Source organism: Pontivivens marinum, from assembly GCF_900231835.1.
Lineage (GTDB): Bacteria > Pseudomonadota > Alphaproteobacteria > Rhodobacterales > Rhodobacteraceae > Pontivivens > Pontivivens marinum.
This window is the reverse complement of the sequence record NZ_OCTN01000001.1, coordinates 800,779-814,163: the sequence shown is the minus strand read 5'-3', so window position 1 is coordinate 814,163 and position 13,385 is coordinate 800,779. Positions and strand designations below refer to the sequence as shown.

The following is a 13,385-nucleotide window of genomic DNA, read 5'->3' as shown; positions in this document are numbered from 1 at the left end:
CTGTCTGGGGTACACGCGGAGGAGGGGAATGTGGTCCCGACACGGGGTCGGGACCATAGGGGTCAGTCGATGAATGCCTTGTAGGCAGCCTCGTCCATCAGGTCGTCCATCTCGGACGGATCATCCAGCTTCATGCGGAAGAACCAGCCATCTTCGAGCGGGTCCTCGTTTACGAGGCTGGGCGTCTCGACGATTTTGTCGTTCACGGCGGTGATCTCACCGTCGAGGGGCGCCATAATGTCGGATGCGGCCTTAACGCTCTCGATCACGACGATTTCCTCGTCTTTCGTGACCTTGACGCCCGGCTCTGGCAATTCGACGAAAACCAGATCGCCGAGCTGGCCCTGCGCATGCTCGGTAATGCCGACGATGACCTCGTCACCATCGACTTTCAGCCATTCATGCTCTTCGGTATATTTGACTGTCATTGGAGTTACCTCTTGTAGGTCTGCTGAACGAAGGGAAGGTTTACGACCCTGATCGGAACATATTTTCCACGCAGATGCGCGAATAATTCGGTGTCACTATCGGTGTGACCTGTCGCGACATAGCCCATGGCCACCGGCCCGCCAAATGTCGGACCGAACGTGCCCGAGGTGACGGTGCCGATTTGCGGCCCGTTTTCCTCGGCATGCAGGGTGGTGCCAGCGCGGATCGGGGCGCGCCCGCCCGGCTGCAATCCGACGCGCTGACGCCCGGTTCCATTGGCCAGTTGCGCCTGAATGATGTCTGCACCGGGGAAGCCGCCATTTTCGCGGCGGCGTTTCTGCATGGCCCAGATCAGGCCGCCCTCAACCGGAGTGGTGTTTTCGTCGAGGTCATTGCCGTACAGACACAAACCGGCCTCAAGCCGCAGGCTGTCACGCGCGCCCAACCCGACGGGGGCAACGCCGTCCTGCTCCAGCAGGGCCTCGGCCACGGCGACGGCCTCATCACGGGGGATCGAAATCTCGAACCCGTCCTCACCGGAATAGCCGGAGCGGGTGACGATGCACTCACCATCAATCAACGGCATGATGCGGGCATCCATGAAACGCATATCGCGCACATCTTCGTTCAGCGCGGCCAGAGCGTCCTCGGCCTTTGGTCCCTGCAATGCGATCAGCGCGCGGTCCAGCACGGTGGCCTGCGTTACGGATTGAATGTGGGGGATGTCATGATCGGCGCGGGCCGCGTTAACGACAACGTAAATCCAGTCGCCCATATTGGCGAACATCAGATCGTCCAGAATGCCGCCATTCGCAGCGGTCAACAGGCCGTAACGCTGGCGACCGGCCTTTAGCTCCGCCACGTTGACGGGCATCAGGGATTCCAGCGCCTCAACCCTGTTCGGGCCGTCCAGCCGCAACTGGCCCATATGGCTAACATCGAACAGGCCCGCATGTTCGCGGGTGTGCAGGTGTTCCTGCATGACGCCCATGGGATATTGAACCGGCATTTCCCAACCGGCGAACGGCACCATTTTACCGCCAAGCGTTGCATGCAGTGGTGCGAGCGGTGTGTTTTTTAAATCTGACATTCAGGCAGCCCCGTAGCATCTGGCCGCGCGACAATCGCACGGTCCGTGATGCCCCATCTGTCCTTTTGCCTGAGATCGTTATCCCGTCGGCGGGCGCGTGCGCCTCTCTCCAGAGTTTTAGCTATCCCACCGGTCCTGTAACCTGAGAGTTTCCGGGGCGGTTGCTCCTTCGGCAGCGGCGAACCGCGTTCTCCCGGTGAGATGGCGGCACATTATGCACGCTTCGCTGCGTGAGCAAGTTTTTTTGCTGCGGTCAGTCGATTGTCAGTGTATCGCGCATGTATGGAACAAATTACGATAGACAGGCTCGGCCATCAGGGCGACGGCGTGGTGCAGGGCGGGGGTGAACGCTTTGTGCCCTATACCTTGCCGGGTGAAGTGGTTGAGGTAAACGCCAAGGGCGATTTGCAAAACGTGGTGACGGCATCGCCCCACCGTGTGGACCCATTGTGCAAACATTTCGGCACCTGTGGCGGATGCGCTGTGCAGCATGGCGCAGATGCGTTCGTGGCGGAGTGGAAGGTCGATGTCGTGCGGCGCGCCCTGTCCGCGCGCAGTATCGAGATGAAATTTGGCGGTTTGGCGACCTCGCCTGCGGGCACACGCCGCCGCGCGGTGTTTGGTGGACGGCGCACGCGCAAGGGGGTCAGCGTCGGCTTTCACCAGCGCGGATCGAACCAGTTGGTTGAGATTGAGGAATGCACTGTTGTCGATCCCAAGGTGTTGGCCGCAATGCCCGCGCTGGAGGAACTGACCGCAATCGGTGCGTCCCGCAACTCAACGATTCGCCTGTCCGTGACGCTGTCCGTGGCCGGTCTGGATGTGTTCGTTGATGAGGCGCATGAGTTGGAGCGGCCGATGCTGCCCCAACTGGCGGAGATCGCGACCCGCCACAACCTCGCCCGTCTGACATGGAATGATGAGGTGATCGTCAGCGCCAATGCGCCGATACAGCGTATGGGCCGCGCCCGTGTCGTGCCGCCGCCCGGTGCGTTCCTACAGGCGACCCCGCACGGTCAGGCCGCATTGCTGGCCACGGTCAAGCAGGCAGTCGGCAAAGCATCGCGCATTGTCGATCTGTTTGCGGGTTGCGGCACATTTGCCCTGCCGCTGGCCGAAAATGCCGAAATTCATGCTGTGGAAAACGATGGCCCGATGTTGTCCGCGCTGGAAACCGCCTGGCGCCGGACCGAGGGTGCATTGCACCGGATCACCACGGAAAACCGTGACCTGTTCCGCCGCCCGATGTTGTCGAGTGAGCTAAAGGGCTATGACGCTGTTGTCATCGATCCGCCCCGCGCAGGTGCCGCCTCGCAAATCGCGGAGCTGGCGCAAAGCGCGATCAAGACGATTGTGTTTGTGTCCTGCAATCCCGTGACCTTTGCCCGCGATGCGGAGGTGCTGACCAATGCGGGTTACACGATGGGATCGGTTCGGGTGATCGACCAGTTCCGTTGGTCGCCGCATATCGAATTGACGGCCACCTTTACCAAGTGATCTGCGGGCGGCGTGAACCGCCCGCAAAATATGCTTTACGCGTTGATGATCGTGCGTGTGGGGAACGGGATGTCGATATTCGCGGCATCCATCGCTTCCTTCACGGCCTGCATCAGATCGAACTTCACGTTCCAGAAATCCGCGCTGGAGGCCCAGACACGAACCGTGAAATCAACCGAGCTGTCACCCAGCGAGGTAACTTTCACGAAAATTGGCTGATCGTCGTGAATGCGCTCTTCCTGGGCCAGGGTGGCGCGGATGACCTCCTCGGCCAACTTCAGGTTCGCGCCGTAGCCAACGCCGAAAACCAGATCGACGCGGCGATTGTCGTGGAAGCTGTAATTTCGGATCGCGCCGGACCAGATATCGCCATTGGGAACAAAGACCTGAATGTTGTCAGGGGTCGTCAGCTCACATGTAAACAGCGCGATTTCGGTGACGGTGCCGCTTTGCCCGCCTGCCTCGATATAATCGCCGATCTTGAACGGGCGGAATGCCAGCAGCATCAGACCCGAGGCAAGGTTAGACAGCGTGCCCTGCAATGCCAGACCAATGGCCAAACCGGCAGCACCGATAACCGCGATCAGTGACGCGGTCTGAATGCCAAAGCGCGCCAGAATAAAGATCAGCGCAAAGGTCAGAACCACATAGCGCGCAACCGTGCCGAGGAAGTTGAACAGCGTCTCGTCAAAGCGCTCATGCCGTTTGCCAAGGTTGCGGATCTGCCGGTTCACGAAACCTGCGACGATAAACGCCACAATTGCGATGACGCCCGCGACGAGGACGTCAAAGATTAGCTCAAGCCACCATTCCATTTCATATTCTCCTATTTATGCACATTTGGCGCATGGATATGCGGCATTGGACCCGATTGCCAAGCCTGCCGTCGCGGATCGCGTCTGGAAGCTGCCGCCGAAGGCCGTTAAACCCGCCCCCATGAACGATTTGACCCCGCTTCTCTCATCCGTATTCGGCTTTGACGGCTTCCGCCCCGGACAGGAGGAAATCGTCGAGGCCGTGGCCGCCGGTCAGGATGTGCTGGCGATTATGCCCACCGGTGGAGGAAAGTCGCTGTGCTATCAGCTACCCTCGCTGGCGCGGGATGGCGTGACGGTCGTGATTTCCCCGCTGATTGCCCTGATGCGCGATCAGGTCCGTGCCCTGCATGCGGCAGGTGTTGTGGCCGGTGCGCTAACCTCCGCCAATACGGAGGAGGAGAACGAGGAAGTCTTTGCCGCCATCGATGATGGCACTTTGCGCCTGCTATATATCGCGCCCGAACGTCTGGCCGCTGGTGGGACAGAACGTCTGCTGCGCCGCGCTGGTGTTACTATGATAGCGGTGGATGAGGCCCATTGCGTCAGCCAGTGGGGCCACGATTTCCGGCCCGATTACCTGCGCATTGGTGAGCTGCGCCGAACGCTGGGCGTGCAAACCACCGCCTTTACCGCCACCGCCGATGCCGAAACCCGTGCTGAAATCGTTGAGCGCCTGTTCGATGGGGCCGAGCCACGGACATTCCTGCAAGGGTTCGACCGCCCCAACCTGACGCTCGCATTTCAGGCCAAGAACCAACCCCGCCGCCAGTTGCTGGACTTCGCTGTGGCGCGCAAGGGGCGATCCGGCATCATCTACGCCGCCTCGCGGAACAAGACGGAGGTGCTGGCGCAGGCTCTACGCGAAGCAGGCGTTAGCGCGCTCAGCTATCATGCAGGCATGGACCCCGACGACCGGCGACAGGCCGAGGCGCGGTTCCAGACCGAGGATGGTCTTGTCGTTGTCGCCACCATTGCGTTCGGCATGGGCGTCGATAAACCCGACATCCGCTACGTGATGCACGCCGATCTGCCCAAAAGTATCGAGAGTTACTATCAGGAAATCGGCCGCGCAGGCCGCGACGGTGATCCGGCGGAAACGCTAACACTCTACGGTCCCGACGATATCCGTCTGCGCCGCGCGCAGATCGAGGAGGGTCTGGCCCATGTTGAGCGTAAGCAGGCCGATCATGCCCGCCTGAACACATTGCTCGCGCTGGCCGAGGCACCAGTCTGTCGCCGCCAAACCCTGTTGGCCTATTTCGGTGAGGTTATGCCCCAGCCCTGTGGCAATTGTGACCTGTGCATCGACAAGCCCGAAACCTTTGATGCGACAGATGCGGCGCGTAAGGCCCTGTCCACCGTGTTCCGCGCCGAGGAGTGGTTCGGGGCCAGCCATCTGATCGACATTCTGTTGGGTGAGGAAACGGAGAAAGTTCTGGCCCGCGGCCATGACAAAATCTCAACCTTCGCCATTGGTCGTGAATATAGCCGCAAGCAGTGGCAAACCCTGTTCCGGCAGCTCATGGCGCTGGATCTGGTGCGCCCCGACCCCTCGCGCCACAACGCGCTGCGTCTGACCGAAGCCGCCCGCCCGATCCTGAAGGGTGAGCAAAGCCTGACATTGCGCAAGGACAGCATCGACCGCCGCGATCGCAAGCGTCCACGAGTTGAGGCGATGGTGCAGGAGGCCGACGAGCCGCTACTATGGGCGCTGAAATCCAAACGGCGCGAACTGGCCGAGGCAGCAAAAGTGCCCGCCTATGTCATCTTTCCCGACCGTACATTGGTTGCGATGGTGGATGCGAAACCGCAAAATCTGGATGCCTTTGCCGCATTGCCCGGCGTTGGCGCAAAGAAGCTGGAGAAGTTCGGCCGCATCTTCCTAGAGGTACTGACAGGCGATGCCGAGCCAGAGGTGCATCCCGCGAAAATGAAAGCCGCCGCACGGGGCAATGGCGACCTGCTGGATCGCTTACACGAAATGCAGCGCGATCTGGCCTATGGCAGCGATGGCACGGCCAAGCGGCTAGACTGCCCCACCACCACCATCGCCCGCATTGCCGAGGCAAAGCCGAGCAGCATCGACGCATTGTCACGGATCAAGGGGATGGATGAGGCGCGGGTGCAGCGGTTCGGGGCGGATTTCATAGCCCTCATCGCTGAACATGGCTGATAGCTGAGCCTCCGGCGGGGATATTTAGCGAATGCGAGGCCGTAGGGGCTTGGTATTGCCTGACCATATCGCATTCTGGAAATATCCGCGCCGCAGGCAGCTTTCTTACAAACCGGCTTCCTCGGCGATTTGTTTACGGGATTTCCGCTCACGCTCGGTTGCGGATTTCAACTGACCACAGGCGGCCATGATATCCTCGCCACGGGGGCGGCGAACGGGGCTGGCATAACCGGCGGCGTTCACGATGTCGCCGAATGCCTCGATCCGTTTGCGGGTGGAGCGTTCATAGGGCGCGCCGGGCCATGGGTTGAACGGGATTAGGTTGATCTTCGCCGGAATGCCGTCGATCAATTTAACCAGACGGTGGGCGTCCTCATCACTGTCATTGATGCCGCGCAGCATGACATATTCAAAGGTGATCCGCTCGGAATTGCTGAGCCGTGGATAGTCGCGGCAGGCCTGTAGCAGGGCGTCGATGTTCCAGCGCTTGTTGATCGGGACCAGTTTGTCGCGCACATCATTTGTCGTCGCGTGGAAGGAGATTGCCAGCATACAGCCGATTTCATCGCCGGTGCGGATGATTTCAGGCACAACGCCGGATGTGGACAGGGTGATGCGGCGGCGAGACAGGGCGACGCCCTCCGGGTCCATCGCGATTTTCATCGCGTCGCGCACGGCATCGAAATTGTACAGCGGCTCACCCATGCCCATCAGAACGATGTTGGACAGCAGGCGCTTGTCATCCGGTCCCTTTTCCCACTCGCCCAGATCATCGCGGCACAGCAGAACCTGGCCAATAATCTCGGCGGGGGTCAGGTTGCGAACCAGCTTTTGCGTGCCGGTATGGCAGAACGAGCAGGTCAGCGTGCAGCCCACTTGGGATGAGATACACAGCGTTCCGCGATCCTTTTCGGGGATGTAGACGGCCTCAACCTCGTGCCCGCCCTCGATGCGCAACAGGTACTTGCGGGTGCCATCTGTCGAAACTTGCTTGGTCACGATTTCGGGCAGCGTCACGCGGAAATTTTCGGCCAGCATCGCGCGGAACGGCTTTGCCAGATTGGTCATGGACTCGAAATCATAGACGCCCTTGTTGTAGATCCAGCTCCAGACCTGCCCCACGCGCATTTTCGCCTGTTTTTCAGGCGTTCCGGCACCAATCAGTGCTTCGCGCAGCTGTGGTCGTGTCATGCCAACCAGGTTTGGCAATCCGACAATGGGCGCACGCTTGATCGTCATCAGATCCTGCGTGATGGGGGCTGTGGCATCGGTCATCGGTCATACTCCAACAAAGACGCCTCCCCGGTGAGGAGGAGGCGTAGACCGCTCCTTAGCAAATATTGCGGTGCTTGGCCAGATGTCAGCGGATGTGACTATACGGACGATAAATCAGGGGGCCTCGTGGTGCAGCCCGCCATCGTTGCGGTTACGCAATGGAATGCTCTGTGCACCCGGAATAGCAAAACGGACCAGATGCGTTAACATCCGGTCCGCCTCAATCATAAACGCTGCCGTCAGGGCAATTACTGGGCGGTTACGAACCGCTGGATTGCCAGACGTGTCATGCCGGGGGTGCCGTAATAGCCACCGGGCCGACCAACCGCGAGCACATAGGTGCCGGGGTTCACACGTGCCGCGATCTGCGAATCGTAGCTGCCGCCGATATCGTCGTTCTGGTCGATGCGACGTCCCAGATCATCGAACAGGGTCAGCATTGGGTCACTGCCTGCGGTTGCGATGCCTTCAATCAATACCAGACCGGATTCGGTCACTTCGAAGCTGAACCAAGTCAGGTTGTCGCCGTCACGCACATCGCGGCGCAGGCGGGTGTCTAGCGTGCCCAGTGCCTCAACCGGATAGCTGCCATCCAGCGGTGGGCTGGCATCTGCCATGTTGTACAGGTTCTGCATGTATTGCTGCTCGCTGAACTCACTGACCGTTACGGTTACAGGTGCAAATTCGTCGCTAAGCGATTCGAGCGCGATGCAATATGTGCCTGCCTGAAGCCCGTCGATGAAATCGATGCGGGAATTCAGCCCGTCGAAATCGTCGTTTTCTGCCAGCAATTGGCCGAAGTCGTCATAGAGCGACAGCACAGGATCGGCGTTCGGGTTTTCAGCGGTGATGCTGAGGCTTTGCGTCGAATCCAGTGTGAAGCGATAGAACGGCGTCTGGCTGATGGTGTTCGTGCTGGAGATACCTTCGGCCAGCACGCTGTCCAGCGCGCCCTCGGGGCGGAAGGGAGTTGCCTCGGTCGAAGGTTCGCAAACTGCGCTATACCCACCGGAACTGCCGGATGTCAGCGTTTCATGCTCCATGCGTGAAACACGCAATTCGGCCAGCAGATCAGCGCCATCATAGCTGGTGGCGACCAGGCAATAGGTGCCCGGATCCAGCTGTGCCTCGGCACGTGAGGAGAGGAACCCGCCGCCATCATCGTCGGACAGGATGTACATGCCGTTCGCGTCCTGAAGCTCAATCACGGTATCGCCGGATTCCGTGGGGGCTGCCTCCATCCGAACCATGATCGGGCTGCTGACTGTGAACAATGTCGTCAGTTCGCCACCGGCGGGAATGTTGCCGACAAGGCCGAGGTAATCCTCAGCCGAGCTGATATCGGACATGTCCTGAGTTCCGCCCGCCCATAGCGCATCTGCACCGGACCCGCCGCAAAGCGCAGAGGTATCGTCCTGTGCCATCGCGGGTAGCGCCGACGCTCCAAGAAGTAGACAGCTGGTAACCGTGAGTTTTTTCAGGTTCATCTCGTATTCTCCCAATCTTGCAGTAGGCGGAACTTAAGTTCTCATTACACCGATGTCGGTATCATGACGCACATCGTCCCGCAGCATTGTTGAGCGCGGCAGTGAAGCCGATCAACGATACTGAGTCGGTTGTGGTCGTGCCACGGGCAGACATTCCGACGATCCGTGCATCTGCGCCTGCACGCATCGCTGCAACGACCCGCTGGTCATCTGCCGGTGACGATGGCCATGCCCATTCGCCGCGTGTGTAGAATTCAAAATCCTGACCGCCGACTGTAACGGTGACGGAGGATCCGTCGCGGAACGGATAACCGCCGGTATAGCTGACCTCGTTCGCCACGCTTTGCCCTGGACGGTTTGTGACCATCAGCAGGATTTTCCCGCGGTTGACCTGAACCGTTGATCCGTTGCGCGTTGCGCGGCTGGATGTGGGGGCGGATGCGATCCAGCACTCGGATGAGCTGCCCTCGCTTTCGAAAACGCTCCAACGCTCATGGGCGTCGACCCGTGTTGTTTGTTCCTGTGCTGATGCACCGGTTGCGACTGCGCTGCCAAGCGCGGCTAGAACCGTGATCGTAGCGATGAAACTGGCCTTCATGTCCTGCTCCTTCGTTGATGCGCAATGCTGTCTCGTGTGGACGGCTTGGTGCGCGATCGCCTCAAATTTCTGAACCTTGCCAATATTGGGTCCGGCTCCGATAATGTATCTGCAAGGGGGTTGCATACGCTACCCCGCAAGCGGATTTTTCGCCTTTGTGGCGAGGGTACGTGACACCGAGCAAGGACGCCACCCAGTGTCGGAAATTGATCCGCATCTGCTAACACCGTCAATGACGGGCTGTGATGTCGCATTGGCAGACGATTCCCAATTGCTGTTGCGAATCGCCACGCAGGACCGCGCCGCCTTTGCCGAATTGTTCGGGCGGTTCGCCGGACGGGTGAAATCATTCCTGCTGCGCTATGCCATGCCGGATGAGCAGGCCGAGGAGGTCGCGCAGGAGGTCATGGTGCAGGTTTGGCGCAAGGCGGCCAGCTTTGATCCTGCGCGCGCCGGTGCATCGACCTGGATATTTGCCATTGCGCGCAACCGCCGTATCGACGTGATTCGCAGCAATATGCGCCGCGATTTCGACCGGTTAGACCCCTATTTCCAGCCAGAGCCGGAGGCAGATGCCTCCGCCGTTCTGGGCCAAACGCAGCGGGCGCAGATTATCCGCGATGCCTTGGTCGAATTGCCATCGGTACAACGCGATGTGCTGCACGCCACCTTCTTTGACGGGTTGAGCCAAGCGGAAATTGCACAACGCGACGGCTTGGCGTTAGGAACAGTGAAATCCAGAGTCCGCCTCGCCTTTGCGCGATTGCGCGAACGACTGGGGGAACAGATGCTAGGAGAATTGCGCGATGACTAACCGATCCAATGATGCAGCAGAGCTGGTTGAGGTTTGGCGTGGTGACATTCTGGAATCGACCCATCGCGGCCACGCGGTTATTTGTCGCTCCGATGGTGAGATCGTCGCGCAATGGGGCGCGCCCGAGGCGATCATCTATCCCCGCTCGTCGTGCAAAATGCTGCAAGCCTTGCCCCTGATCGAAAGCGGCGCTGCCGATGCGGCTGGTCTGGGCACGGAACAACTGGCCCTGTCCTGCGCCTCGCATAAGGGCGCATTGATCCATACGGAGCGGGTTTCCGACTGGCTGGGCACATTGGATCTGGGCGAGAGCGACCTGCGCTGTGGTAACCAGTTCCCCACCGACGGGCCAGAGGCGGATCGCCTGCGCGCAACGGGTGAGGGGGCATGCCAGCTTCACAACAATTGCTCGGGAAAACATGCAGGTTTTCTGACGCTGAACAAACATCTGGGCGGCGGTGCCGATTACCACGAGATCGACCACCCCGTGCAGCGTATGGTCAAGGATGCCTACGAGGAAATGACCGGCGAAACCTCACCGGGCTTCGGAATCGACGGCTGTTCTGCGCCCAATCACGCCAGTTCGCTGCACGGTTTTGCGCGCGCTATGGCCCGCATGGCTGATCCGTCCAGTTTGGGCGGTGTGCGTGGTGCGGCGGCGGAACGCTTGGTCGCCGCGATGCGTCAACATCCCCTGCTGGTGGCAGGTGAGGGGCGCGCCTGTTCCGAGATGATGGCCGCAATGCCAAATGCCACCGCCATCAAAACCGGTGCCGAGGCTGTGTTCATCGCCATTCTGCCTGAGCAAAAGCTGGGCGTCGCGCTGAAGATCGAGGATGGCACAACCCGTGGCGCCGAATGTGCCATCGCGGCACTGTTGGCGCGGCTGGGCGTGGCCGACCCTGCGCATCCGATGATCGCAAAACGTCTAACGCCAACGCTGCGCAATTGGCGTGGTACTGTTACCGGCGATATTCGACCGTCAGTCGGCTTGTGGGCTGATGGTGCGAAACTCTAGTCGGTAGATCACGATTAAACCTGAAAGATAGTCGGGCACGTGCCCAATATTCTTTGCCTCTTGTCAATCGCAGGCAACTTGCCTTTGATGCAGGCAGTCAAGAAAATAACGGGAGACTACCACATGAAGAAGTTTCTGATCGGCACAGCCATTGCGGCGCTCGCCTCGACCAGTGCGCTGGCGGATAGTCACGCCGAAACAGCGAATATCGGCATCATTCTGGGCTTCACCGGCCCTATCGAATCGCTGGCACCTGACATGGCTGCCGGCGCGGAGCTGGCCATTGCCGAGGCAAACACATCCGGTGCTTTTCTTAACGGTACGCTGCTCGCCTCTGTGCGCGCAGACTCGACCTGCATCGATGCGGGCGCGGCAACTGCTGCTGCGGAACGTCTGGTCACCGGCGATAACGTCATCGGCCTGATGGGCGCGGATTGTTCCGGCGTGACCACCGCGATTGCCAGCAACGTAGCCGTGCCAAACGGTGTGGTTTCGATCAGCCCATCCGCAACATCGCCTGCGCTGTCTTCTATCGATGATAACGGCTTCTTCTTCCGCACGGCCCCGTCCGATGCCCGTCAGGGTGAGGTTCTGGCCGAAATCGTAGCCGAGCGTGGCATCGATTCGCTGGCCATCACCTATACCAACAACGATTACGGCCTTGGCCTTGCCGATGCATTCCAGGCCGCGTTCGAGGCAGCTGGCGGCTCGGTCGAGATTGTCGCCGCGCATGAGGACGGCAAGGGCGATTACTCCGCCGAGGTTGGCGCACTGGCCGCTGCCGGTGCAGATGCGCTGGCCGTGTTCGGTTATGTCGATCAGGGTGGCCGTGGCATCATCCAGTCCGCCATCGATACCGGCGCATTTGATACCTTCGTTCTGGGCGACGGCATGATCGGCGACAGCCTGACCGAGGGCTTCGGTTCGGACATCAATGGTTCCTTCGGTACTGCACCGGGTTCGGATAGCGATGGTTTCGCGTTCTTTGATGCGATGGCAAAGGCCAATGGTATTGAGGGTGACGGCCCCTATCGTGGTGAAAGCTATGACGCCGCAGCGCTGATTATCCTTGCTGCGCAGGCGGCTGGTTCGACCGATCGCGTTGGTATTCAGGCGAATATCCTGAACGTCGCTAACGCACCGGGCACGCCGATTGCACCGGGTCAGTTGGGCGCGGCATTGGCTATTCTGGCTGCTGGTGGCGAGGTCAACTATGTCGGCGCGACTGGTGTTGAGCTGATCGGACCGGGTGAGGCTGCTGGTTCCTATCGTGAGCTGGAAGTCATCGATGGTGGCTTTGAAACCATGGGCGTTCGCTAAGTATCGTTCTGTAGTTAAAGTGAAAAATGGCCCGGAGGAAACTCCGGGCCTCTTTGTTAAAGTCGGGGTGAACGCATGATCCGGGTCGAAGACCTTCACATGCATTTCGGTGGCATCCGTGCCGTTGATGGCGCGAGTATCGAGATCGAGAAGGGCTCCATCACGGGTCTGATCGGCCCTAATGGCGCGGGAAAAACCACGCTTTTCAACGTGGTAGCAGGGCATTACACGCCCACATCCGGACGGGTGTTTCTGGATGGTGAGGACGTTACCGGCCTGGCCCCGCATGAGCTGTTCCACAAGGGGCTGCTGCGGACATTCCAAATTGCCCATGAATTCTCGACACTTACGGTGCGCGATAACCTGATGATGGTGCCAGACGCGCAAAAGGGTGAGAACCTGCTGGATGCGTGGTTGCGGCCCGGTCAGGTGCGCGCGCAGGAGCAGGCGATCCGCGAAAAAGCGGACGATGTTATTGATTTTCTTGAGATTAGTCATGTCGCGGATGAGCTGGCAGGCAACCTGTCTGGCGGTCAGAAAAAGCTGTTGGAGCTGGGCCGCACGATGATGGTGGATGCCAAGATCGTGTTTCTGGATGAGGTGGGCGCAGGCGTGAACCGCACCCTGCTCAACACAATTGGTGATGCGATTCAGCGGCTTAACCGTGAGCGCGGCTATACGTTCTGCATGATTGAGCACGACATGGACTTTATCTCGCGGCTTTGCGATCCGGTCATTGTGATGGCTGAGGGCAAGGTGCTGGCGCAGGGCGATGTTGAGGCCGTGAAATCGGATGAGCGCGTGATCGAGGCCTATCTGGGCACCGGTCTGAAAAACAAGGAACCGGCATGAATATTATTCCGATT

12 protein-coding genes and 1 riboswitch are annotated in these 13,385 nt (G+C 59.8%); of the genes, 6 read left to right on the top strand and 6 right to left on the bottom strand.

All coding sequences use genetic code 11. The features are described 5' to 3' along the window. Nucleotides 1–62: 62 nt before the first annotated feature. On the bottom strand, nt 63–428 hold the full coding sequence (gene gcvH, locus CR254_RS04065; protein WP_097928507.1) for a glycine cleavage system protein GcvH: 366 nt from the start codon (nt 426–428) through the stop codon (nt 63–65). A 5-nt stretch (nt 429–433) separates the two neighbouring features. Then, entirely contained in the window at nt 434–1,519 is a 1,086-nt protein-coding gene (gcvT, locus tag CR254_RS04060; protein ID WP_097928506.1) for a glycine cleavage system aminomethyltransferase GcvT, read from the bottom strand. A 120-nt stretch (nt 1,520–1,639) separates the two neighbouring features. Beyond that, nucleotides 1,640–1,725: riboswitch (glycine riboswitch) on the bottom strand. 76 nt (nt 1,726–1,801) lie between these two features. Here gcvT and CR254_RS04055 point away from each other — a divergent pair. Continuing rightward, nucleotides 1,802–3,016: a class I SAM-dependent RNA methyltransferase gene (locus tag CR254_RS04055; RefSeq protein ID WP_097928505.1), complete on the top strand. Its 1,215-nt coding sequence runs from the start codon at nt 1,802–1,804 to the stop codon at nt 3,014–3,016. A 35-nt stretch (nt 3,017–3,051) separates the two neighbouring features. Here CR254_RS04055 and CR254_RS04050 read toward each other — a convergent pair whose 3' ends face one another. After that, nucleotides 3,052–3,831: a mechanosensitive ion channel family protein gene (locus CR254_RS04050; RefSeq protein ID WP_097928504.1), complete on the bottom strand. Its 780-nt coding sequence runs from the start codon at nt 3,829–3,831 to the stop codon at nt 3,052–3,054. Nucleotides 3,832–3,952: 121 nt separating this feature from the next. On the opposite strand from CR254_RS04050, the gene recQ reads away from it, so the two are divergent. Then, nucleotides 3,953–6,007 (top strand): DNA helicase RecQ, encoded by a 2,055-nt coding sequence (gene recQ, locus CR254_RS04045; protein WP_097928894.1) that lies wholly within the window; start codon nt 3,953–3,955, stop codon nt 6,005–6,007. Nucleotides 6,008–6,112: 105 nt separating this feature from the next. On the opposite strand, the gene rlmN is transcribed toward recQ, so the two are convergent. The 3 genes from rlmN to CR254_RS04030 form a co-directional block, all read right to left on the bottom strand. Beyond that, on the bottom strand, nt 6,113–7,282 hold the full coding sequence (rlmN, locus tag CR254_RS04040; protein WP_097928503.1) for a dual-specificity RNA methyltransferase RlmN: 1,170 nt from the start codon (nt 7,280–7,282) through the stop codon (nt 6,113–6,115). 248 nt (nt 7,283–7,530) lie between these two features. After that, nucleotides 7,531–8,769, bottom strand: a complete 1,239-nt coding sequence (locus CR254_RS04035) for a DVUA0089 family protein (RefSeq protein WP_097928502.1) — start codon at nt 8,767–8,769, stop codon at nt 7,531–7,533. Between the two features lie 61 nt (nt 8,770–8,830). Further along, nucleotides 8,831–9,367, bottom strand: coding sequence for an invasion associated locus B family protein (locus CR254_RS04030; RefSeq protein ID WP_097928501.1), 537 nt, complete (start codon nt 9,365–9,367; stop codon nt 8,831–8,833). Nucleotides 9,368–9,563: 196 nt separating this feature from the next. On the opposite strand from CR254_RS04030, the gene CR254_RS04025 reads away from it, so the two are divergent. The 4 genes from CR254_RS04025 to CR254_RS04010 all read left to right on the top strand — a co-directional run bounded on the left by CR254_RS04025 (nt 9,564) and on the right by CR254_RS04010 (nt 13,371). Beyond that, a complete protein-coding gene (locus CR254_RS04025; RefSeq protein WP_245851372.1) occupies nt 9,564–10,181 on the top strand; it encodes a sigma-70 family RNA polymerase sigma factor in 618 nt (205 codons plus the stop codon). Further along, complete coding sequence (locus CR254_RS04020) at nt 10,174–11,199, top strand: asparaginase (RefSeq protein ID WP_097928500.1); 1,026 nt, start codon at nt 10,174–10,176, stop codon at nt 11,197–11,199. The genes CR254_RS04025 and CR254_RS04020 overlap by 8 nt, the downstream gene beginning before the upstream one ends. Nucleotides 11,200–11,322: 123 nt before the next feature. After that, nucleotides 11,323–12,519 (top strand): ABC transporter substrate-binding protein, encoded by a 1,197-nt coding sequence (locus CR254_RS04015; RefSeq protein ID WP_097928499.1) that lies wholly within the window; start codon nt 11,323–11,325, stop codon nt 12,517–12,519. A gap of 75 nt (nt 12,520–12,594) precedes the next feature. Beyond that, nucleotides 12,595–13,371: an ABC transporter ATP-binding protein gene (locus tag CR254_RS04010; RefSeq protein WP_097928498.1), complete on the top strand. Its 777-nt coding sequence runs from the start codon at nt 12,595–12,597 to the stop codon at nt 13,369–13,371. The last annotated feature ends 14 nt before the right edge of the window (nt 13,372–13,385 follow it).